This window comes from Cupriavidus basilensis (genome assembly GCF_000832305.1).
GTDB classification, from domain to species: domain Bacteria; phylum Pseudomonadota; class Gammaproteobacteria; order Burkholderiales; family Burkholderiaceae; genus Cupriavidus; species Cupriavidus basilensis_F.
Map to the genome: position 1 here is coordinate 1,614,596 of NZ_CP010536.1, position 23,085 is coordinate 1,637,680.

Here is a 23,085-nt window from a genome sequence, read left to right on the forward strand (position 1 = left end):
CTTACCCTTATCCATGACCCAGCCCGCAACCAGTCATTATTTCGTCGAAAGTCCCAGCAAGCGTGCGCTGGTGATCGGGGCGATCGGCGTCGTCTTCGGCGATATCGGTACCAGCCCGTTGTACGCGCTCAAGGAGTGCTTCAGTAAAGAGCACGGCATCCCCTTTAGCGACGCAGCCGTCATGGGGATCATCTCCATGTTGTTCTGGGCGATGATCATCGTGGTTTCGCTCAAATATGTGATGTTCGTCATGCGCGCCGACAACGACGGCGAGGGCGGCATCCTGGCCCTGATGGCGCTGGCGCTGCGTACTGCGGCGCCGCGCTCGCGCATGGCAAAGCTGCTGATGATGTTCGGCATCTTCGGCGCCTGCATGTTCTATGGCGACGCGGTGATCACCCCGGCGATCTCGGTCCTGTCCGCGGTGGAGGGCCTGGAGATCGCCGCGCCCGGGCTTACACACTTCGTCATACCGATCACGCTGGTGATCCTGGTGGCCTTGTTCATGATCCAGCGCAGCGGCACCGCCGCGGTGGGCAAGCTGTTCGGGCCCATCATGATGGTGTGGTTCGCCGCGCTGGGCGCCCTGGGCGTGTATCACATGATGCATGCGCCCTCGATCCTGATGGCGGTCAACCCGTACTATGCGGTCACCTTCCTGATGGAGCATTCGCTGCAGGCCTTCGTGGTGCTTGGCTCGGTGTTCCTGGTGCTGACCGGCGCGGAAGCGCTGTACGCCGACATGGGCCACTTTGGCATCCGGCCGATTCGCACGGGCTGGTTCGCGGTGGTGATGCCTTGCCTGATGCTCAACTACTTCGGCCAGGGCGCGATGCTGCTGCAGAACCCCGAAGCCGTCAGCAACCCGTTCTACCTGATGGTGCCGCAGCCCCTGCTGATCCCCATGGTGCTGCTGGCCACGTGCGCCACGGTGATCGCCTCGCAGGCCGTCATCTCCGGTGCTTTCTCGCTGACCAGCCAGGCGATCCAGCTGGGCTTCGTGCCGCGCATGCGCATCCGCTATACCTCGGACGCTGAAATCGGCCAGATCTACTTGCCTGTCATCAACTGGCTCCTGCTGGTGCTGGTGGTGATCGTGGTGGTGGCCTTCAAGAAGTCCGACAACCTGGCGGCCGCCTACGGTATCGCGGTGACCACCACCATGGTGATCACCACGTTCCTGGCCGCCGTGGTCATGCGCAACGTGTGGAAGTGGAACCCGATCCTGGTAACCCTGATCGGCCTGACCTTCCTGCTGGTCGACCTTGCGTTTTTCTCCGCCAACCTGCTCAAGATCGCCGAGGGCGGCTGGTTCCCGCTGCTGATGGGCGGCACCGCCTTCTTCCTGCTGATGACCTGGCACAGCGGGCGCAAGCTGCTGCGCGCACGCAGCCTGGAAGATGGCATTCCGCTCGAGCCGTTTATCGGCGGGCTGCTGGCGCACCCGCCGCATCGAGTCGAAGGCACGGCCGTGTTCCTGACCGGCAACACCGAGTCGGTACCGGTTTCGCTGCTCCACAACCTCAAGCACAACCGCGTGCTGCATGAGCGCGTGGTGTTCCTGAGCTTTGTCACGCGCGACGTGCCCTATGTGGACGATGACCATCGCCTGACCTGCAAGGATCTTGGCGGCGGCGTGTTCATCCTCAAGTCCGAGTACGGCTTCAAGGAAACGCCGGATGTGCAGCGGGTGCTGGATCTGGCCCAGCGCAAGCTCAACATGCAGTTCGAGCTGATGGAAACCTCGTTCTTCATCGCCCGCGAATCGGTGATTCCGTCGAAGCTGCCGGGCATGTCGATGTGGCGCGAAAGCCTGTTCGCTTGGATGCATCAGAACGGTGCCAAGCCCTCGGACTTCTTCCAGATTCCGGCCAACCGTGTGGTTGAGCTGGGAACCAAGGTGGAGATTTGACGGCAGTCCCCGCGGTTCGCATGCCGCAGTCGCGGCCGGGATAGCCTCACTGGCCCGCGGAAAGTAAAAAGCCCCTGTGCACATGGCCTACCCGTTACACAAAGGTGTTGGTTAACTAAGATGCAATGATTAGAATCCCCCGTAGGCATTGGCTTGCGGGGGATTTTGTTTTGCCGAAGAATTCTTCGGGAGGTGACGGGGGAGTGACCCCGTCTCTGCTCGTGCATCTGCCGGACCCCTTCCCGCCGCCCCCCTCGCCAAAGCCCGCTCGACCCCGCATTCCGCCAGAAGCCGAGGGGATACAGGTCAATTTCTGTAAGTCGCCTAGGTGCGCCAACTTTGGGGTTCCGCCCAAAGCCGAGAGCAAAAGGGGCCGGGGCTCCGGCTCCCATGACACCTACATCCTCACGGCCGCCAGTTCAAAGCGGGGAGCCGTTAGGCTTCGTCTGGAGTGCAAGCTTTGTGGCGAGAAGCCCCCTTTAAAGTCGAATCTCGCGATTGCTGAAGAAGTCGGCCGGTTGCTTGCCTACTTGGAGCCGGAACCTGAGCCCTGCTGCCCTAATGGCGCCTGTCGGTGCCATACCCTCGGGATGCTGACCCATCCAGGGGCCTATCAAGCTTTTGGCCAGACGGCCCACGGGTCGTCCCGCTATCGCTGCAAGTCCTGCCAGAAGACGTTCTCTGTACCTGGCCCGACGACCGGGCAGAAGAAGCCTCACCTGAACCGGGACATCTTCCTGGAGCTGGTGAACAAGGCGCCGTTCCGCCGGATTCTCGAAAAGCAAGACATCAAAGCGCCCACGCTATATCAGAAGATTGATTTTTTGGTTCGGCAATGCGAGCGCTTCCTCGCCAATCGGGAGCGCAAGCTGATGGAGGGCCTCCCGCTGGGCCATCTCTCGGTATCCGTGGACCGGCAGGACTACTACACCAACTGGACCAGGCGCCAGGACAAACGCAATGTGCCGCTTCACGCTGTGGTTGCGGCGGAGAACCGGTCCGGCTATGTCTTTGGCACGCACGTGAACTTCGACGCGCGATTCCAGCCAGACGCGGTAGAGGCCGATGTCCGAACGGACGACGACGACCTTAAGCCCCAGGAGCATCGCCGAAACGCACGGTTTTGGCTCGCCTCCGAGTATTCAGCATCAGTGCTGGCATCCGGCGCCCGGAAGCGATATCGGAACGAAGGCGACGTTCTTGGAGCCGCCTCGGCGACCTATGCAAACGCTGCTCAACGTGACGACATCGAGGTGCCCGACGACTTCGTTGGGTCACAGCGCTTGCCAGAAACCGGCATGCAGGTTCACTCTGAGTACACGCTCTATGCGCACTTCCAGATACTGAAGCGACTGCTGACCGGCGCGGATGCCGTCACTTTCTACCTGGACCAGGACTCAGGCATCCGGGCCGCTTGTCTTGCCGCATTTGCGGAAGACGTTCAGCGCGACCGCGTGCATGCCTTCTTTGTTAAGACAAACAAGGACATGACCAAAGGGGAGAAGGTCCGAGCCTTCAACGGCGCCAAGAAGACGTTCAGAGACGCACAAGCTCGCATGCCAGGCTTGTCTGATTACCGTGTAAAGGTCGAACTCATCAAAGAACAGCTTCCTTTGATGAAGGAAATCGGCCGCTATCACGACCGGTGGTTGATTCATCCGTTGCCGACGATGAACGAGCCTGAGAAGGCGCTCTGCCATCTGACCGAGCGACCAGGTACGTCTCTTACTACGGATGCCCTGGCTGAGTTGTATCTGTATGGGTCCACCTATGGCGCCGACCGCTTCCTGGAACTCGTCCGCCGGCGACTCAGCCCCCTGGAGCGGGCGCTCGGCAGCGCGAGCGCAGCCCGTCGCATGTGGTATGGGTATGCTCCTTACAACCCAGCCATGATTGAGAAACTCCTGGTGCTGCTGCGCACCTACTGGAACTACTGCCTCGTTCCGGACGAAAGCCGAGACGGCAAGACCCCGGCCATGCGGCTTGGTTTGGCCAGAGCGCCCGTCCGACTCGAAGACATCATCTACTTCGACCCGCTGAAGCACAGCCGTGGGCCCACAAAAAAGGAGTCCATCCCCGAAGGGAAGGACTCCTCAGAATCAGCCTAGCCGGTCACCCGATTATCAACACCTTTGTGTAACGGGTAGGCACATGGCACAGGGGCTTTTTTACGTCGGTCCCGCGAGGCTCAGCGCTTGAGCTTGGCGAAGGCCGCCGCCATGGCGCCTGACGGTTCATCGCGGCGCTGATTGCCGCCGAACCCCTTGCCCTGGCCGGGCCGCTGGCCCTGACCCTGGCGCGGCGCGTTGCCGCGGTCGGTCTGGCCCGCGCGGACCGGCCCCTGGCCGGGCTCGTCGTCCAGGCGCATGGTCAGGCCGATGCGGTTGCGCTTGACGTCCACCTCCATCACCTTGACCTTGACGATCTGGCCAGCCTTGACCGCCTCGTGCGCATCCTTGATGAACTTGGTGGACAGGGCGGAGATATGGACTAGTCCGTCCTGATGCACACCGATATCGACGAACGCGCCGAAGGCGGCAACGTTGGTGACCACGCCTTCGAGCACCATGCCCGGCTGCAGGTGCTTGATGTCTTCCACGCCGTCCTGGAAGGTGGCGGTCTTGAACTCGGGGCGCGGGTCGCGGCCGGGCTTTTCCAGCTCGGACAGGATGTCGCGCACGGTCGGCAGGCCGAAGGTCTCGTCCGTGAAGGATGTCGGCGACAGGCCGCGCAGCGCTTCGCGATTGCCCATCACTTCCGGCAAGCCCTTCTTGATCTGGTCGAGGATCCGCTTGACCACCGGGTAGGCTTCCGGGTGGACCGAGGAGCGGTCCAGCGGATTGTCGCCATCGTTGACGCGCAGGAAGCCAGCGGCCTGCTCGAACGTCTTGTCACCCAGTCGCGGCACCTTCTTCAGCGCGGCGCGATTGGGGAAGGCCCCGTTGGCATCGCGGTACTCGACGATATTGCGCGCCAGCACCGTGTTCAGGCCGGACACGCGGGCCAGCAGCGGGGCCGAGGCGGTGTTCACGTCCACCCCCACGGCGTTCACGCAATCCTCCACCACGGCGTCCAGCGCGCGGGCCAGCTCGCGCTGGTTCACGTCATGCTGGTACTGGCCCACGCCGATCGACTTGGGATCGATCTTGACGAGTTCCGCCAGCGGATCCTGCAGGCGCCGCGCGATCGAGACCGCGCCGCGAATCGACACGTCGAGGTCCGGGAATTCCTTGGCGGCCAGCTCCGATGCCGAGTACACCGAGGCGCCGGCTTCGCTGACCACGATCTTGGTCAGCTTGGCTTCGGGCAAGGCCTTCATCAGGTCCAGCACCAGCTTGTCGGTTTCGCGGCTGGCGGTGCCGTTGCCGATCGAAACCAGCATGACATTGTGCTGCTTGGCCATGCGCGCCAGCGTGGCGAGCGAGCCGTTCCAGTCGCGGCGCGGCTCGTGCGGGTAGATGGTGGCGGTGTCGATCAGCTTGCCGGTGGCGTCGACCACGGCCACTTTGCAGCCGGTGCGGATGCCCGGGTCGATGCCCATCACGGACTTCGGTCCCGCCGGCGCGGCCAACAGCAGTTCGTGCAGGTTGCGGCCGAACACCTTGATGGCTTCGCTTTCCGCGGTTTCACGCAGCTGGGTCAGCAGCTCGGTTTCCAGGTGCGGCTGCACCTTGACGCGCCAGCACCAGCGGCAGACATCGGCCAGCCACTTGTCGGCAGGGCGGTTCTGGTTCTGGATGCCGACATGGCGCGCGATCATGCCTTCGCACGGGTGCGGCACCATGGCGTCCTGTTCCTCGCCCAGGCCGAGCTTGACCATCAGCACGCCCGCATTGCGGCCGCGGAACAGCGCCAGCGCGCGGTGGGACGGAATGGTGCGGATGGTTTCGCTGTATTCGTAGTAATCGCGGAATTTCTCTTCTTCCGCGCCTTCCTTGCCTTCCATCACCGAGGAGGTGACCAGGCCATGGCTCCACAGGTGCTCGCGTACTTTGCCGAGCAGTTCGGCGGTTTCGCCAAACTGTTCCGACAGGATGTCGCGCGCGCCATCCAGTGCGGCCTTGATGTCCGGCACGCCGCCGTCGGCGGTGGGGTTGCCGTTGACGTACTTGGCAGCCTCCGCCTGCGGGTCCAGCGTGGGGTCGGCCAGCAACGCCAGCGCCAGCGGTTCCAGCCCGCATTCGCGCGCGATCTGGGCGCGGGTGCGGCGTTTGGGTTTGTAGGGCAGGTAAAGGTCTTCCAGGACCTGCTTGGTTTCTGCGCCTTCGACGGCTGCGCGCAGCTCGGGCGTCAGCTTGCCCTGTTCCTCGATCGAGGCGAGGATGGTGGCGCGGCGCTCTTCCATCTCGCGCAGATAGAGCAGGCGTTCTTCCAGATTGCGCAGATGCGTGTCGTCCAGGTTGCCGGTCACTTCCTTGCGGTAGCGCGCAATGAACGGCACGGTCGCGCCTTCGTCGAGCAGTTCTACGGCCGCCGCCACCTGGCGGGGTTGGACGGACAGTTCGGCCGCGATGAGCGACACGATCTTTTGCATGACGGAAGCTGGCAGAGTGGACATCAGGAAAACAGTCGGTCGAAAGCGGGGCATTTTGCCACAAGCTTGCCGCCCCGCGGCGGGGTGCTTGGGGAGCGGGGCTGCCCGCGTGGCCCGGGGTGCCCGCGGGGGCGGTGGCGCCGCGCCGGGATGCCGGCCTGCCCGTATGTCAACAAGCGTGGCAACAAGCACGGCAACCGGCAGGGCGGATGTTAGAATCCGAGCATGATCGTCAAGCCACATCCGACCGCCCTTGCGGCCGCGTTCCCCGACCGCCTCGCCATTCCGGCTGTGCTCCGCGCGGCCCGCTTCCTGCCCGCGCAGGTGCGGCTCGCCGTGCTTGCCGCCGGCCTGGCGGCGTTGATCCTGCCAACGCTCGGCCAGGCGCAGGCGGCCCCTGGCGCCGCGCAGCCTCCTGGCGCCGCCGGCGCGGCGCAAACGCCGCCCCGGGATTTCGCCGCGGAGCGCAAGGCCATCAGCGACTCGCGTGCCTGGACCACCTATCGCTATGGCACGGCCGAGCACGATTGCTACAACAAGTTCTTTGTCACGCATTGCATCGACAAGGCCAAGGACGTGCAGCGTGCCGAGTTGCAGGTGCTGCGCAAGCGCGAGCTTGAGGTCGGTGACGCTGAGCGCGCATTCAAGGCGGCCGAGCGTGACCGGCAACAGGCGATCCAGCGCGCCCAGTACGAAGCGGAGCAACCCGGCCGCGACGCCAACGAGCGCGCCAGCCGCGAAAGCTACGAGCGCAAGCAGCAGGAGCAGAAACTGCGCGATGCGCAGCACGAGGCCGATGCGCCGCAGCGCGCCGCCAATGCCCAGGCCTACGACAAGAAGCAGGCCGACTTCGATGCCCGCGTCAAGGCCGCTCAGGAGCAGGGCGCGCAGCAAGCCAGGCAGCGGCAGGAAAATGTAAAGGCCTACGACCAAAAGCAGCGCGACGCCGAGCAACGGCAGAAAGACGTCGACGAGCGTCGTGCCAAGGCCAAGGAGCAGCAGGGTCAGGCGTCCGCGCCACGCCCCTTCGGTTTCTGAGCGGCTGCGCGCCGCGCCCACAGCCGGGGGCAATACCGGCGACAATAGCCGGTGCCAGACGTCGGCGCGATGCATCTGGCCGCGCCCACGTCATTTGCCGTACCGGCGCCGCCGGCGCCAGCGCCGGCTTTGAGCGGGGGAGCCCATGGACCGCAACCTGAATACCTTATCGCGACAGATCATGGAATTGCAGATCGAGCATCGCGATCTCGATTACCTGATCGACCGCATGGTGGCTGATGCCACGCACGATGAGCTGCAACTGCGCCGACTGAAAAAGCGCCGTCTCAAGCTCAAGGATGCGATTACCTTGCTACAGCTTCAGCTCGAGCCGGACGTGCCCGCCTGATTCCCCGATTCCCCCTTGCTCCGGGCCGCTCTTGAAGCGGCTCGCCAGAAAGCCTCGCCTTGCCCGACTCCGAAGACCTGCCCGCCGCCACCGTAACGTCAGATCCGTCTGATCACGCCGCTACGTCCGACATGCCCGACACGCCTGACTCGCCCGAAGCACCGGCGGCCAGCGCTGCCGGGCCGGCCGGTACGGCGGCTTCACACGCCGCCCAACTGGCCACCATCTTTGCCGAGACCGGGACCCTGGCCACCGGCATCGAGGGCTATCGCCCGCGCGCGGCGCAAGAGCAGATGGCCGCCGCCGTGGCCGGGGCGATCGAACGCGCAGACACGGTCATCGTCGAGGCCGGCACGGGCACGGGCAAGACCTTCGCCTACCTGGTTCCGGCCATGCTCTGGGGCGGCAAGGTGATCCTCTCCACCGGCACCAAGAACCTGCAGGACCAGCTTTTCCTTCGCGATATCCCCACGGTGCGCAAAGCGCTCAATGTGCCGGTGTCGGTGGCGCTGCTCAAGGGGCGGGCCAACTACCTCTGCCATTACCACCTGGAGCGGGCCGAGATCCAGGGCCGCCTGGCTTCGCGCCAGGATGCCGCCTGGCTGCGCGAGATCGCCCGCTTTGCCAAAGTCACGTCGTCGGGCGACAAGGGCGAGCTGGCCTCGGTGCCGGAAAACGCGCCGGTCTGGCAGCTGGTCACCTCGACCCGCGACAACTGCATGGGCACGGAGTGCCCGAGCTACAAAGAGTGCTTTGTGATGCGCGCTCGCAAGGAAGCACAGCAGGCGGACATCGTGGTAGTCAACCACCACCTGTTCTTTGCCGACGTGGTGCTGCGTGACACGGGCATGGCCGAGCTGCTGCCAGCTGCCAATACGGTGATCTTCGACGAAGCGCACCAGTTGCCCGATACGGCGACGCTGTTCTTCGGCGAGAGCCTGTCTACCAGCCAGTTGCTGGAGCTGGCGCGGGACACCGTGGCCGAGGGCCTCTCGCACGCGCGGGACGCCGCCGACTGGGTGCGGATCGCGGCCCCGCTGGAGCGCGCCGCGCGGGACCTGCGCCTGGCCTTCACCCGGGACAATTCCCGCCTGGCGGTGAGCCAGATCGAGGCGGACCCCCGCATCGGCAAGCCATTCTTCGAGACCCTGGACGCGCTCGAAACCGCGCTGGCAGAATTCGTGACCCTGCTGGAAAGCCAGGCTGAACGTGCCGAGTCGTTGGAGCAGTGCCATCGCCGCGCGGTGGAGCTCGACCAACGCCTTGCCGCCTGGCGCAGCGATGCCAAGGCGGCGCCACCGCCCGCCGCTGTGGAGGGTGATGAAAAAGCCCCGGCCAGCACGGCCCTCGGGCCGGAAACCGTGCGCTGGGTCGAGGTGTTCTCCCAGACCGTGCAGCTGCACCGCACGCCCCTGTCGATCGCGCCGATCTTCACCCGCCAGCGCGAAGGGCACCCGCGTGCCTGGATCTTCACCTCGGCTACGCTATCTGTGAAGGGCAATTTCACGCACTATGCGGCTCAGCTTGGCCTGGACAAGGACAAGTCGCTGACGTTGCCCAGCCCGTTCGATTACGCCACCCAGGGCTTGCTCTACGTGCCGCGCGACCTGCCGGCGCCGCAGTCGCCGCAGTTCACCGACGCCGTGGTGCAGACCGCGCTGCCGCTGATCGAGGCCGCCGGCGGCCGCGCTTTCCTGCTGTGCACCACGCTGCGGGCAGTGCAGCGCGCCTCCGACCTGCTGTACGAGGCCTTTGCCGAACGCGGCCTGGAGCTGCCCTTGCTGGTGCAGGGCCAGGCCAGCCGTACCGAATTGCTGGATCGCTTCCGCGAGCTTGGCAATGCGGTGCTGGTGGGCAGCCAGAGCTTCTGGGAAGGCGTCGACGTGCGCGGCGAGGCGCTCTCGCTGGTTATCATCGACAAGCTGCCGTTTGCCCCGCCCGACGACCCGGTGCTGGCGGCGCGCATGGAAGTGCTGCAAAGGAAGGGGCTGAGCCCGTTCGCCGTGCATCAGCTGCCGCATGCCGTGATCACGCTCAAGCAGGGCGCGGGGCGGCTGATCCGCTCGGAATCCGACCGTGGCGTGCTGGTGATCTGCGATACCAGGCTGGTTGAAAAGCCCTACGGCCGCCAGATCTGGCAGAGCCTGCCGCCCTTCAAGCGCACGCGCGAGGCCGAGACGGTGGTCCACTTCCTGGAGTCGCTGCGCAATGGCGAAAGCGCGCCGGCGGCTGGCGACGCAGGAGGGGAAGCCGCGCCCGATTGACCGCCTGGCGCGGGCGGCTGGCCAACAAACAAAAAACCCGATCTTCCGATCGGGTTTTTTGTTGCCGGCGCAGTTGCCAGCGCACTCAAGCGCCGTGCCTGACGTTCAGAACACTTCCCACCAGGACTTGTCCTTGCGGCGTTCCCCGTACTTGATGTAATCGCTGTTGGGGAAGTTCTTTTCCATCACGCGGGCGGTATCGTCGCGCAAGTCCTTCATGCCCAGCGAATCGTACGAGCGGATCATGATGTACAGCGCTTCCTCGTTGGCCGGCGCGCCGTCATAGTCCTTGAGCGCCTGCTGGGCCCGGTTTGCGGCGGCCAGGTAGGCGCCACGGCGGTAGTAGTAACGTGCCGCATGGACCTCGTGCTGGGCCAGCGAGTTCACGATGTATTGCATGCGCGCGGCAGCATCCGTCGTGTACTTGCTGTCCGGGAAGCGCGTGACCAGCGTGTTGAAGGCGTCATAAGCAGCGCGCGCGGCCTTGGGGTCGCGCTCGCTCAGGTCCTGACCGGAAAAACGGCCAAGCCAGCCCAAATTGTCATTGAAGTTGATCAGGCCCTTCAGGTAATAGGCATAATCCACGTTCGGGTGATTCGGATGCAACTGGATGAAGCGGTCGACCGAGGCAAGCGCGGCGGCGGTTTCGCCGTCCTTGTAGTTGGCGTAGGCGGTATCGATCTGTGCCTGCTGGGCGAAACGGCCGAAGGGATAACGTCCCTCAAGCTTCTCGTACAGCTTCACAGCTCGGGGAAAGTCGCCGGAATCTAGTGCGTCCTTGGCTTCCGAATATAATTTGTTAGCCGACCAGCCGGCAGTTTCGTCTGGTTGATCCGACAGCAGGCCGCACGCCGATAGCATGACGCAGCCGCCTGCGAGCAGAATCGCTCCAATTCTTGCGCGCCAGCTGGCGCGCTTCATGCTCATCAATTGCATGGGCAACGTATCCCGGATGAAAAATAGCGTCAAGCATTATAGCCCAAGCCCCTTGTCGGAAACCGCCGCCAAGGGCATCGAGCAGCAAGCTGCCGATTCAACCGACATCTTGAACGAGGTGGAGGACCTGGAAGACCTGACCGATGTGGCCGCGCTAGGCGGCCTGGAGGCAGGAGCGGAGGCATCTCCAATCGAATTGGAAATGCAGCCGGTAGAGATCGAAGTTGATGGTGCATCACACGGCGAGCGCCTCGACAAGTTGTTGGCACGCCACCTCAGCGGCTTCTCGCGCAGCCGCCTGCAGCAATGGATCGAGAACGGGGCGGTGCTGGTCGACGGCGAGGTGCGCCGCTCCAAGTCCTCCGTGCAGATGGGCGAGCGCGTCGTGGTCCGTCCGCAGGCGGCGGCAGAATCGCGCGCCTTCGTGGCCGAAGACGTGCCGCTCAACGTCGTGTACGAGGACGCCACGCTGCTGGTCATCGACAAGCCCGCCGGCCTGGTGGTGCATCCTGCCGCCGGCAACTGGGGCGGCACGGTGCTAAACGGCCTGCTGCACCGCTACCCGGAGGCCGCAAGCCTGCCGCGCGCGGGCATCGTCCACCGGCTCGACAAGGAAACATCGGGGCTGATGGTGGTGGCCCGCACGCTGACTGCCCAGACCGACTTGGTGCGCCAGCTGCAGGCGCGTACCGTCAAGCGAAGCTACCTGGCGCTGGTGTGGGGCGTGACGCCCGAGTCCGGCACCATTGATGCGCCGATCGGCCGCGATCCGCGCGAGCGGATCCGCATGGCGATCGTGCTCACCAATAGCGGCAAGCCCTCGCGCACCCATTTTCGTACCCTTGGCACGGTGCCGCTCGGGCGCGGCCATGTCTCCATGGTGATGTGCCAGCTCGAAACCGGCCGCACCCACCAGATTCGCGTCCACTTCGAGTCGATCGGCCATCCGATGGTGGGCGACCCGGTCTATCACCGCGCCGCCACCCAGCGCGGCCAGCGTCCGGCCATCAAGGCACCGCTGCCGGTGCCGCTGACGCGCCAGGCGCTGCACGCCTTCCGGCTTGGGCTGGTGCATCCGGCCACCGGCAAGCTCGTATCCTGGGAAGCGCAGCCGCCCGATGACTTGCAGGCGCTGATCGAAGCGCTCGACTTTGACCGTGCCGGCGACGAAGACGAGGACGACGGCTGGACCGAAGGCGAGGACGGCGCATGGGAATACGGCGATGACGACTGAGGCGCCTTGGCTAGTTCCCGACTGGCCGGCTCCGGCGCGGGTGCGCGCGTTGTCCACCACCCGCCAGGGCGGCGTCAGCGAGGCTCCCTACGGCCTGGTTGACGGCAGCCCGGGCGGGCTGAACCTTGGCACCCATGTGGGCGACGAAGCCGCCGCGGTCGCGGCCAACCGCTCACGGCTGGACGCGTGGCTGCCAGCCGTGCCAGGCTGGCTGGAGCAGGTGCATGGCTGCGCGATCGCCACCGAGGACCAGTTTGCCGCCGATGGCGTGGTTCCACAGGCGGACGCCAGCATTGCCACGACCGCTGGCCGGGTCTGCGCCGTGATGACCGCCGACTGCCTGCCCGTGCTGCTGTGCGACCGTGCCGGCACGGTGGTTGGCGCCGCGCACGCCGGCTGGCGCGGGCTGTGTGGCGGCGTGATCGAGGCAACCCTGGCGCATATGGGCAAGCAGGTTGGCAAGCAAGCTGGCGCGCAGGCGCAATGGCTGGCCTGGCTCGGGCCGGCCATCGGCCCGGATGCCTTCGAGGTGGGCGCCGAAGTCCGGCAGGCGTTCCTGGCTCAGGCGCGGCCTGACGAGACGGCCCAGGTGGACCTTGCCTTCCGTGCCGGCGCAGGCGGCAAGTACTTCGCCGATATCTACGCGCTGGCCCGCATCCGCCTGGCCCGCGCCGGCTGCACAGCGGTGTACGGCGGCGACGCCTGCACCGTTGGCGATGCGCAGCGCTTCTACTCCTATCGGCGCGACGGCGTCACGGGGCGCATGGCCAGCCTGGTCTGGCTGGCCGCCTGAAACGTTCCCGGCGTCAATCCCGGGCAGGCGGCTGTTCCGGCCCCGCGGATTCTGCGGGTGCCACGGATCCGGAGGGCGCTTGCGCGCTCTTCGCCTGCCTCGCTTCCTCTGCCTTGCGCCGGCGCAGGCGCCCCGGGGTGCCCATGATGTACACCAGGATCGCCACCGGGAACAGGCCGTAAAAGACGAATGTGGCCAGTCCCGCGATCACGGTATGTTCGGTAATGGCCATCATCAGGACCACATACAGCCAACCGATTGCAACGATGTACATCAGAAAGTCATCCTTCTCTGGCAAGCTGGCCCCGTGGCCGGAGTGGCGCCGGAGTGAGGCTCGCAGGTTCGCGCTGAGCGCATTTTGCCGTTAGCGCCGGTCCACGCATCTTTCCGCATTGACAGGCATAACATTGCAAGGCAACAATGGCCTCGAATGCACTGCAAGGCTGTGTGCTGGCAGGCATTCGCAGGCTCCGCCGGGACGTTCAGGTCCGCGGCGCGGCGTGTCCGGCAAGCATACCGCATGACGTCACCAGCCGAGGGCGTCAGCACGGGGCCGGTTCCGAGGCTGGCGGCGGGGGAGAGCCCCGCGGTGGTGGTACGCCGCCCAGCCAGCTTTCAAATAAGTGACGGCAGAGAGACGAAAGAACATGGCAACCGGCAAAGGTGCGACAGCTTCCACCAAGGAAGACAAGTCCCAACCGTTTTCATTTGCTTCGGGGCCATTTGATCCAGCGACATGGCTGGAATGGTCCCGTCAGGCACAGGCTAACGGTGCGACGACCCAGCAGGGCATGCCTGGCATGCCATTTATTCCCGGTTTCGAGGCATTGAAGGGTTCCGCCATGGCGGGCGTGAAAATCGCGCCCGATCAACTGGCCGACATCCAGCAACGCTACATGAAGGACTTCACCGCGCTCTGGCGAAGCATGGCCGAGGGCGGTGCCAATCCCGCCACGGCCCTGGCCGATCGTCGCTTTTCCGGCGATGCCTGGCGCAGCAGCGCGGCGTTTCACTACGCCGCCGCTTTTTACCTGATCAATGCGCGTGCCATGAATGAGCTGGCGGGCGCGGTCGAGGCCGATGCCAAGACCCGCCAGCGCATCCGTTTTGCGATCTCGCAATGGGTCGACGCCATGTCGCCGGCCAACTTCCTCGCCACCAATCCGGAAGCGCAGAAAAAGCTGATCGACTCCGGCGGCGAATCGCTGCGGGCCGGTGTGCGCAACATGCTCGACGACCTTGGCCGCGGCAAGATCTCGCAGACCGACGAATCCGCCTTCGAGGTGGGCCGCAACGTGGCCGTGACCGAAGGCGCGGTGGTCTATGAGAACGCCTACTTCCAGTTGCTGCAGTACAAGCCCGCCACCGACAAGGTGTTTGCGCGCCCGCTGCTGCTGGTGCCGCCTTGCATCAACAAGTACTACATCCTCGACCTGCAGCCGCAGACCTCGCTGGTGAACTACATGGTGGAGCAGGGCCATACCGTCTACATGGTTTCCTGGCGCAATCCGGACGCTTCGATGGCCGAGCTCAGCTGGGACGACTACATCGAACATGCCGCCATCCGCGCCATCGAAGTCACGCGCGAGATCAGCGGCCAGGACCAGATCAACGTGCTGGGCTTCTGCGTGGGCGGCACCATCGTCTCCACTGCGCTGGCGGTGCTGGCCAAGCGCGGCGAGCATCCCGCCGCCAGCCTGACGCTGCTGACCACGCTGCTCGATTTTGCCGATACCGGCGTGCTCGATGTGTTCGTCGACGAAGCCCACGTCAAGCTGCGCGAAAACACCCTGGGTGGTGCGGCGGGCACACCCTGCGCGCTGCTGCGCGGCGTGGAACTGGCCAACACGTTCTCGTTCCTGCGTCCCAATGACCTGGTCTGGAACTATGTCGTCGACAACTACCTGAAGGGCAATACGCCGGTCCCGTTCGACCTGCTGTTCTGGAACGGCGACGCCACCAATCTGCCGGGCCCCTGGTATTGCTGGTACCTGCGCCATACCTACCTGCAGAACGAGCTCAAGGTGCCGGGCAAGCTGACCGTGTGCAACGCGCCGGTGGACCTGGGCAGCATCGACGTGCCAACTTACATCTATGGCTCGCGTGAAGACCACATCGTGCCCTGGATGTCGGCCTATGCTTCCACCGCGTTGCTCAAGAACAAGCTGCGCTTTGTGCTGGGCGCGTCGGGCCATATCGCCGGCGTGATCAACCCGCCGGCCAAGAAGAAGCGCAGCCACTGGACCAACGACAAGCTCCCGGCTTCGGCGCAGGAGTGGTTCGACGGCGCCGCCGAGCATGCCGGCAGCTGGTGGCCGGACTGGGCGGCCTGGCTGGCCAAACACGCCGGCGCGCGCAAGGCGGCCCCCACCGACTACGGCAACAAGGACTACCGCGCGATCGAGCCGGCACCGGGCCGCTACGTCAAGGCGAAGGCATAGGATTTGTCCGGGCCGGCGCCCTGCGGGGCCGGCCCCTTTCACCCCTTATTTGCATCCAACTCGAGAGGACCTCCCAATGACTGACATTGTCATCGTATCCGCTGCCCGTACCGCGGTGGGCAAGTTCGGCGGCTCGCTCGCCAAGATTCCCGCGCCCGAGCTGGGCGCCATCGTCATCAAGGCTGCGCTTGAGCGTGCCGGCGTCAAGCCCGAGCAGGTCAGCGAAGTGATCATGGGCCAGGTGCTGACGGCCGGTTCCGGCCAGAACCCGGCGCGCCAGGCAGCACTGAAGGCTGGCCTGCCCGTGATGGTGCCGGCCATGACCATCAACAAGGTCTGCGGCTCCGGCCTGAAAGCCGTGATGCTGGCCGCCAACGCGATTGCCGCGGGCGATGCCGAGATCGTGGTCGCTGGTGGCCAGGAAAACATGAGCGCCGCGCCGCACGTGCTGCCGGGCTCGCGCGATGGCTTCCGCATGGGCGACGCCAAGCTGATCGACAGCATGATCGTGGACGGCCTGTGGGACGTCTACAACCAGTACCACATGGGCGTCACCGCCGAGAACGTGGCCAAGGAATACGGCATCACGCGCGAAGCCCAGGACGCGTTCGCGGCCGGTTCGCAGAACAAGGCGGAAGCCGCGCAGAAGGCCGGCAAGTTCGATGAAGAAATCGTGCCGGTGCCGATTCCCCAGCGCAAGGGTGACCCGGTGATGTTCGCCACCGATGAGTTCGTGCGCCACGGCGTCACGCAAGACGCGCTGGCTGGTCTCAAGCCCGCCTTCGACAAGGCTGGTTCCGTGACCGCCGCCAACGCCTCGGGCCTGAACGACGGCGCCGCCGCGGTGGTGGTCATGTCGGCAGCCAAGGCCAAGGAACTCGGCCTGACCCCGCTGGCCACGATCCGCGCCTACGGCACCGCCGGTGTCGATCCCAAGGTGATGGGCATGGGCCCGGTGCCCGCGTCCAAGCGCTGCTTGTCGCGCGCCGGCTGGAGCGTGGAAGAGCTCGACCTGATGGAAATCAACGAAGCCTTCGCCGCCCAGGCCCTGGCCGTGCACAAGCAGATGGGCTGGGATACGTCCAAGGTCAACGTCAACGGCGGCGCCATTGCGATTGGCCACCCGATCGGCGCGTCGGGCTGCCGCATCCTGGTCACGCTGCTGCACGAAATGAAGCGCCGCGACGCCCACAAGGGCCTGGCTTCGCTGTGCATCGGCGGCGGCATGGGTGTGGCGCTGGCTGTGGAACGCAAGTGACGATTTGCCGGGCTTGCCGCAGTCAACAAGCGCGCAGGCCGGTCTGAGGGGTGTGCCGGCGAGGGGGGGCTTCCCACCGCCGGCGTCAATAAGAACTAGCCATCAAGGAGTAGATATGACTCAGCGCATTGCATACGTAACCGGTGGCATGGGTGGCATTGGAACGGCCATCTGCCAGCGTCTGGCCAAGGATGGCTACAAGGTCGTGGCCGGTTGCGGCCCCAACTCGCCGCGCCGCGAAAAATGGCTCGAGCAGCAGAAGGCCCTGGGCTTCGATTTTGTCGCCTCGGAAGGCAATGTTGCCGACTGGGATTCGACCAAAGCCGCGTTCGACAAGGTCAAGGCCGAAGTGGGCGAGGTCGACATCCTGATCAACAACGCCGGCATCACGCGCGACGTGGTGTTCCGCAAGATGACGCGCGCCGACTGGGATGCCGTGATCGACACCAACCTGACCTCGCTGTTCAACGTGACCAAGCAGGTCATCGATGGCATGGCGGATCGTGGCTTTGGCCGCATCGTCAACATCTCGTCGGTCAACGGCCAGAAGGGTCAGTTCGGCCAGACCAACTACTCCACCGCCAAGGCTGGCCTGCACGGCTTCACCATGGCTTTGGCGCAGGAAGTGGCGACCAAGGGCGTGACCGTGAACACGGTGTCGCCGGGCTATATCGCTACCGACATGGTCAAGTCGATCCGCCAGGACGTGCTGGACAAGATCGTCGGCACGATTCCGGTCAAGCGCCTGGGCGCGCCGGAAGAAATTGCTTCGATCTGCGCGTGGCTGGCGTCTGAAGAGTCGGGTTTCTCGACAGGCGCGGACTTCTCGCTGAACGGCGGCCTGCACATGGGGTAACGAGCGGCAAGCCGTCCCTGGTTTTCCTGGACGGTTTCTGTCTTGGGAAGGTCCTCTGCCGAGGGCCTTTTTCATTTCTGCGACCACTTGCGAGGCCTCTCACCCCGCAGCAATATTGCATCGCACACGCCGCACCGCACCAATGCGCGGGCGTGGCCCGGCATTGCGGGCCCCAAACACCCCGCAATCCTATGCCCCGTGCGGGTTTTCCTTAACGGGTCCGGCTTTCAATAGTGCCTTGTTGGGCATAGAATCAGGGCAGCGGCTAGCCCGCACCAAAATAGATCATGCGTTGCAGGTCAACACGTTGTATCCCCCGCTGGCGGTCCCTATTTGCGCACCGCACAGCATGCGGTGCAGCAGCATGCAACAGCGACGATAAAAGGATAGAGCACGATGGCTACCACCAAGAAAGGCGCAGAGCGACTGATCAAGAAGTATCCAAACCGCCGGCTCTACGACACGCAGACCAGCACCTACATCACGCTAGCCGACGTCAAGCAGCTCGTGATGGATACCGAAGACTTCAAGGTGATCGACGCCAAGTCCGGCGACGAGCTCACGCGCAGCATCCTCCTGCAGATCATTCTCGAAGAAGAGACGGGCGGCGTGCCGATGTTCTCAAGCTCCATGCTGTCGCAGATCATCCGCTACTACGGCCATGCGATGCAGGGCATGATGGGCACCTACCTGGAAAAGAACATCCAGGCCTTCATCGACATCCAGAGCAAGCTGGCCGAGAACTCCAAGGGCCTGTACTCGGGCGAGCCGTTCAGCCCCGATATGTGGTCCCAGTTCATGAACATGCAGGGCCCGATGATGCAAGGAATGATGAGCAACTACATCGAGCAGAGCAAGAACCTGTTCGTGCAGATGCAGGAGCAGATGCAAAGCCAGGCCAAGAACATGTTTGGCACGTTCCCGTTCAATCAGCCGGACAAGAAGTAGAGCCGGCGCACGCCGCGCCGGCCTGTTGCGCGTTCCCAATCGCCCGGGAACGCATGGAACCCTCGCGGCGCCGGCGTTCTTGCCGGGCTGGCGTGGAGGCGAATTCCCGGCGCACGCATGACCTTCCTTCGCCGATCGGGGCGATCGGTTAAAATCACGCACATTCGGGTAACGCGCGGAATCACCGCGGCCGCTACCCCTGTCAAATGTGGCGATTCATACAGCGGACTCGCCTGCACAGCGCGAATCCCAATGCCCTCCGCAATCCAAGACATTCGCCAGGCGCTCGCCGCCGAGGCCACGCCCGTTCCCATGGTGGGTTTGGCGTTTTCTCGTTTTCCCGCATCGACGCCACCTTTCGTATGAGCCGGCTGTTTCTTGCCCCCATGGAGGGGCTTGCTGATTATGTGCTGCGCGACGTGCTGACCGGCTCGGGAGGATACGATGGCTGTGTATCCGAGTTCGTCAGGGTGACGGGCTCTTTGCTTCCCGAGCGCGTCTACGAGCGGGACACACCCGAAATCCTCCACGGCGGCCATACCCCAGGCGGCACGCCGATGGTGATCCAGCTGCTCGGGAGCGATCCTGAATGGCTGGCGGTCAATGCGGCCCAGGCAGCTACCGTGTCGCCGCATGGCATCGACCTGAATTTCGGCTGTCCCGCCAAAGTCGTCAACCGGCACGGCGGCGGGGCCATGCTGCTGGCGGACCCGGAACTGCTGAACCGCATCGTGTTGTCCGTTCGCGCCGCTGTGCCCGCGAACATCGCCGTGACAGCCAAAATGCGGCTCGGCGTGTCCGATACCGCGCTGGCGATCGACTGCGCCACGGCGCTGGCGGAAGGCGGCGCAGCCTCGCTCGTCGTGCATGCCAGGACGCGCGATCATGGCTACCGGCCTCCCGCGCACTGGGAGTGGATCGCGCGGATCGACGCCGCTGTGGACGTGCCCGTTGTTGCCAACGGCGAAGTCTGGACGGTAGCCGACTGGGAGCGATGCCGGGCCGTCAGCGGCTGTGCCGACGTAATGATCGGGCGGGGCGCCGTGTCCGATCCGTTCCTGGCCTTGCGCATACGCGGGCTGATGGACAGGTCGGCATCCGGCGAGGAATGGCCGGCAGTGCTCCGTCATATCGCCGACTACCTGAAGAAACTGCAGGCTAAAGCTGAATGCCTTCATGAGCACGGGCGCGTCAAGCTGTGGCTCAGCTACCTGAAACGGACCTGGCCGCAGGCTGCCGAACTGCATGCGGCGATCCGGCGCCTGCATGATGCGCCTGCGATCCAGGCGGTGATCGAGAGCGCCCTGGCGGGCATGCCGGGGACATCACCCTCGTTGCAATAGGCGCGGGCGCTGGCGGAGCAGACGGGCGAGCGGCTCAGCCGCCACGAGGAGCAAACGTTCTGGCAAGACCCCTAAACTGGATGCACGCCCCGCGCAATGGCGGCATGCTGGAGTTCGAGGAAGGGGAGGACACACATAGGCTGAACATGGGGGATTGCCTGCAGCTAGGCCTCCCGGCTTCCTGCACGTTCTCCAATCCGGGGGAGCAGGCCTGCCGTCTACGTGGTCGCATTGGTGTGCCGATAGCGGCTCCATCGGGCGGGTTCAGGCGTAGCATTGGTTGCCGATGACTCGCTGGTCGGCGTCGCGTTCGAGGCGCCTTTCAGCGGCGCGCAACGAAGGCCAGCAAATGCCAGTGCTTGGCCCTGCCAAGCGCGGTGCGTCCATCCCACTCATGTTCGTCGAGGCTGAGGACCTGCCAGCCGCGCAGCAGTCGCTCGGCTTCTTCGCGGGTATGGACCAACAGGCCTCGCTCGCGCCATGGGTCACGTTCGCCAAACAGGTGGCCGGCGAAAAGACCGCCCTGATCGAGAGCGTTCTCAATGCGCTGCCACAGGCCCGGGAAGGCCGGCGGGGCGCAGAAGGGCAAGGCGAAACTGGCGTTAATCAACTGGGCGGTGGGCAGGTGAAGGTCGTCGAAGCGCGCTTGCACGGTGTGCAGTCGTGGGCGATCGGCAACGCAGACCTGCGCCTCGAGAGCGGCCAGGGCCCGCGCTTCCACATCAATTGCCTGCACTCGCCAGCCACGCCGCAGCAACTCAAGGCTGTCACGGCCGGCGCCGCAGCCCAGGTCCAGCGCCAGTCCAGGCTCTCCCGTCCAGTGCTCCAGCGCCTGCAGCAGGCTCGGATGGGCGGGGGCGCCCCGGGTTTGTTGGTAGAAATCATGTTGTTTCATGGCTGGGTGCTAAGAGTGGATGTCTGCGCGCGCTTCGTTCATAAGTCCATCGTGGCCGAGAGCATGAAGGTACGCGGTGCGCCCAGGGCCAAAGTTGTCGGCACTGATGTGTATTGGCTGGGACTCGATCTGACAGGTAGCCGGGCTGTCGAATTGAGAAGCGCAACTCAATGCGAGATCAATTTCTCCTTGGCGAGTTCCAGCGAGTCAAGGAAGGTGCGCATGGGCGTTTTGCCGTAGCGCAATCGCCCCTGATGCTCTCGCTGGTTGTTGTGCTGGTCAAGCCAGGCATCAAGATCGAGCTTGAGGCTGATTTCCTTCTGCTTGGTCTTGGACAGCGGAAACGGCTCTCCCGCATTGGCGGCAGTTGCCGGCGCGCCAGCGGGTCGCAACAGGCCCCTTTGTCCTTGGCCCGGAACAGGACTGCGCTGGCATCGTGGATCAGCAGCATGCGCAGGTATCGTCGGCGCGCTTGCCATGCTGGAGGACGACGCCCACCGTGACACTTCGGCGTTGCGGATCAAGTCATAGGCGTTGCTAAACGCCAAGCCCACGCCGCCCGATGGGGAAATGTGACCTATGTTACACCTTCACGCCACTGCCCAGGTGCCAGGAAGAACGGGGGCAGGTTGGCTTCCGACGTGGACGTCGATGAGAGGGCAAGGGGGGCGCGCGTTATCGTTGCGCATAGCGTTTTGCCATGGACCGCTAGACGGACCTCGCAGGTGGCATTGCCCCGCGCGACAGCCTGAAGCCGCAAACGGGCTGCCATGTTCATGTCTGCCATGAGTCCCCGGCAAACTCCCGCGAGCGGTTAAAATGCGCGATTGGCTTTGAACCGCCGGGCGGCCATGTCCCGCCCTGCTCGCCCCACATTTGGAAGTAACCGTGAAAAACCCTTCAGAATCAACGATCAAGAAAGACCATATTCCAAATGTGGGATTCGTAAGCCTTGGATGTCCAAAGGCACTTGTGGATTCCGAGCAGATAATTACCCAGTTGCGCGCCGAGGGCTATGCCATCAGCGGCACCTATGACGGCGCCGACCTGGTGGTCGTCAATACCTGCGGTTTTATCGACGAAGCCGTGCAGGAAAGCCTGGATGCGATCGGCGAGGCACTGGCCGAGAACGGCAAGGTGATCGTCACCGGTTGCCTGGGCGCCAAGAAAAACGCAGCAGGTGAGGACATCATCACGTCGGTGCACCCGAAGGTGCTGGCCGTGACCGGCCCGCACGCGCTGGGCGAGGTGATGCAGGCCGTGCACACGCACCTGCCCAAGCCGCATGACCCGTTCATGGACCTGGTGCCGGCGGCCGGCATCAAGCTCACGCCCAAGCATTACGCCTACCTGAAGATCTCCGAGGGCTGCAACCATCGTTGCTCGTTCTGCATCATCCCCTCGATGCGCGGCGACCTGGTCTCGCGCCCGGTGGCGGAAGTCATGCTGGAGGCCGAGAACCTGTTCAAGTCGGGCGTCAAGGAACTGCTGGTGATCTCGCAAGATACCAGCGCCTACGGCGTGGACGTGAAGTACCGCACCGGTTTCTGGGACGGCCGCCCGCTCAAGACGCGCATGACCGAACTGGTCGGCGCGCTGGGTGAGCTGGCTGCCAAGTACGGCGCCTGGGTGCGCCTGCACTACGTGTACCCGTACCCGCACGTCGACGAGATCATTCCGCTGATGTCGCAAGGGCACGTGCTGCCTTACCTGGACGTGCCGCTGCAGCACGCCCACCCGGACGTGCTCAAGCGCATGAAGCGCCCGGCCAACGCCGAGAAGACCATGGACCGCATCCGGGCCTGGCGCAAGATCTGCCCCGAGCTGACTATCCGCAGCACCTTTATCGCGGGCTTCCCCGGCGAGACCGAGGAAGAGTTCCAGACGCTGCTGGACTTCATCGCCGAAGCGGAACTGGACCGCGTGGGCTGCTTCGCCTATTCGCCGGTGGACGGCGCCACGGCCAACGACCTGCCGGGCGCCTTGCCCGACGAAGTCCGCGAAGAGCGCCGCGCGCGCTTCATGGAAGTGGCCGAGGAAGTGTCCGCCCGGCGCCTGCAGCGCAAGGTCGGCCAGACCCTGCGCGTGCTGGTCGACGAGATCAACCAGGACGGCGGCATTGGCCGCTCGTCGGCCGATGCGCCGGAGATCGACGGCCTGGTCTATATCGACCCGCCAGCGCAGGGCGCGCCGCGCTACAAGGTTGGCGAATTCGTCTCGGTGAAGATCACCGGCGCGGATGGCCACGACTTGTGGGGCGAAGTCTGAGGCTGGTGGCAGCCAT

18 protein-coding genes are annotated in these 23,085 nt (G+C 64.6%); 13 read left to right on the plus strand and 5 right to left on the minus strand.

Annotated features, from left to right (window positions below):
* Positions 1-13: 13 nt before the first annotated feature.
* Together RR42_RS07555 and RR42_RS07560 are read left to right on the plus strand one after the other, a co-directional pair.
* Entirely contained in the window at positions 14-1,912 is a 1,899-nt protein-coding gene (locus RR42_RS07555; protein ID WP_043345310.1) for a potassium transporter Kup, read from the plus strand.
* Positions 1,913-2,502: 590 nt separating this feature from the next.
* The gene (locus RR42_RS07560) at positions 2,503-4,020 is read left to right on the plus strand and encodes a hypothetical protein (protein ID WP_052494507.1); all 1,518 of its coding nucleotides are present in this window, start codon (positions 2,503-2,505) and stop codon (positions 4,018-4,020) included.
* 80 nt (positions 4,021-4,100) lie between these two features.
* On the opposite strand, the gene RR42_RS07565 is transcribed toward RR42_RS07560, so the two are convergent.
* On the minus strand, positions 4,101-6,470 hold the full coding sequence (locus RR42_RS07565) for a Tex family protein (RefSeq protein ID WP_043345312.1): 2,370 nt from the start codon (positions 6,468-6,470) through the stop codon (positions 4,101-4,103).
* Positions 6,471-6,671: 201 nt separating this feature from the next.
* Between RR42_RS07565 and RR42_RS07570 the strand changes: the two genes are divergently transcribed.
* From RR42_RS07570 to RR42_RS07580, 3 genes are all read left to right on the plus strand, one after another.
* Positions 6,672-7,484 (plus strand): hypothetical protein, encoded by an 813-nt coding sequence (locus RR42_RS07570; protein ID WP_043345315.1) that lies wholly within the window; start codon positions 6,672-6,674, stop codon positions 7,482-7,484.
* Positions 7,485-7,629: 145 nt separating this feature from the next.
* Complete coding sequence (locus tag RR42_RS07575; RefSeq protein ID WP_043345316.1) at positions 7,630-7,833, plus strand: DUF465 domain-containing protein; 204 nt, start codon at positions 7,630-7,632, stop codon at positions 7,831-7,833.
* 131 nt (positions 7,834-7,964) lie between these two features.
* Complete coding sequence (locus RR42_RS07580; protein ID WP_052494508.1) at positions 7,965-10,097, plus strand: ATP-dependent DNA helicase; 2,133 nt, start codon at positions 7,965-7,967, stop codon at positions 10,095-10,097.
* A 105-nt stretch (positions 10,098-10,202) separates the two neighbouring features.
* On the opposite strand, the gene RR42_RS07585 is transcribed toward RR42_RS07580, so the two are convergent.
* Positions 10,203-11,033, minus strand: coding sequence for an outer membrane protein assembly factor BamD (locus tag RR42_RS07585; RefSeq protein ID WP_043345321.1), 831 nt, complete (start codon positions 11,031-11,033; stop codon positions 10,203-10,205).
* On the opposite strand from RR42_RS07585, the gene RR42_RS07590 reads away from it, so the two are divergent.
* On the plus strand, positions 10,957-12,267 hold the full coding sequence (locus RR42_RS07590; protein ID WP_419188874.1) for an RluA family pseudouridine synthase: 1,311 nt from the start codon (positions 10,957-10,959) through the stop codon (positions 12,265-12,267). The two genes, RR42_RS07585 and RR42_RS07590, sit on opposite strands and share 77 nt — an antisense overlap.
* Positions 12,257-13,060, plus strand: a complete 804-nt coding sequence (gene pgeF, locus RR42_RS07595) for a peptidoglycan editing factor PgeF (protein WP_043345325.1) — start codon at positions 12,257-12,259, stop codon at positions 13,058-13,060. Before RR42_RS07590 ends, pgeF begins: the two co-directional genes overlap by 11 nt.
* 13 nt (positions 13,061-13,073) lie before the next feature.
* Here the strand turns inward: pgeF and RR42_RS07600 are convergent, their stop codons facing one another.
* The gene (locus RR42_RS07600) at positions 13,074-13,334 is read right to left on the minus strand and encodes a hypothetical protein (protein ID WP_043345327.1); all 261 of its coding nucleotides are present in this window, start codon (positions 13,332-13,334) and stop codon (positions 13,074-13,076) included.
* Between the two features lie 373 nt (positions 13,335-13,707).
* On the opposite strand from RR42_RS07600, the gene phaC reads away from it, so the two are divergent.
* The 5 genes from phaC (at position 13,708) to RR42_RS07625 (ending at position 19,906) form a co-directional block, all read left to right on the plus strand.
* On the plus strand, positions 13,708-15,501 hold the full coding sequence (gene phaC, locus RR42_RS07605; RefSeq protein ID WP_043345330.1) for a class I poly(R)-hydroxyalkanoic acid synthase: 1,794 nt from the start codon (positions 13,708-13,710) through the stop codon (positions 15,499-15,501).
* Between the two features lie 76 nt (positions 15,502-15,577).
* Positions 15,578-16,759, plus strand: a complete 1,182-nt coding sequence (locus tag RR42_RS07610) for an acetyl-CoA C-acetyltransferase (RefSeq protein ID WP_043345333.1) — start codon at positions 15,578-15,580, stop codon at positions 16,757-16,759.
* A 115-nt stretch (positions 16,760-16,874) separates the two neighbouring features.
* Positions 16,875-17,615 (plus strand): 3-ketoacyl-ACP reductase, encoded by a 741-nt coding sequence (locus RR42_RS07615; RefSeq protein WP_043345337.1) that lies wholly within the window; start codon positions 16,875-16,877, stop codon positions 17,613-17,615.
* 396 nt (positions 17,616-18,011) lie between these two features.
* Positions 18,012-18,563 carry a polyhydroxyalkanoate synthesis repressor PhaR gene (phaR, locus tag RR42_RS07620; RefSeq protein WP_006155938.1) on the plus strand — a complete coding sequence of 184 codons (552 nt, stop codon included), beginning with the start codon at positions 18,012-18,014 and terminating at the stop codon, positions 18,561-18,563.
* 362 nt (positions 18,564-18,925) lie between these two features.
* A complete protein-coding gene (locus RR42_RS07625; protein WP_043345340.1) occupies positions 18,926-19,906 on the plus strand; it encodes a tRNA dihydrouridine synthase in 981 nt (326 codons plus the stop codon).
* 322 nt (positions 19,907-20,228) lie between these two features.
* Here the strand turns inward: RR42_RS07625 and RR42_RS07630 are convergent, their stop codons facing one another.
* A complete protein-coding gene (locus tag RR42_RS07630) occupies positions 20,229-20,801 on the minus strand; it encodes a class I SAM-dependent methyltransferase (protein WP_043345341.1) in 573 nt (190 codons plus the stop codon).
* A gap of 167 nt (positions 20,802-20,968) precedes the next feature.
* Positions 20,969-21,349, minus strand: coding sequence for a hypothetical protein (locus RR42_RS41685; protein ID WP_082054827.1), 381 nt, complete (start codon positions 21,347-21,349; stop codon positions 20,969-20,971).
* Positions 21,350-21,689: 340 nt separating this feature from the next.
* Between RR42_RS41685 and rimO the strand changes: the two genes are divergently transcribed.
* Positions 21,690-23,069, plus strand: a complete 1,380-nt coding sequence (rimO, locus tag RR42_RS07640) for a 30S ribosomal protein S12 methylthiotransferase RimO (RefSeq protein ID WP_052494509.1) — start codon at positions 21,690-21,692, stop codon at positions 23,067-23,069.
* Positions 23,070-23,085: the final 16 nt, after the last annotated feature.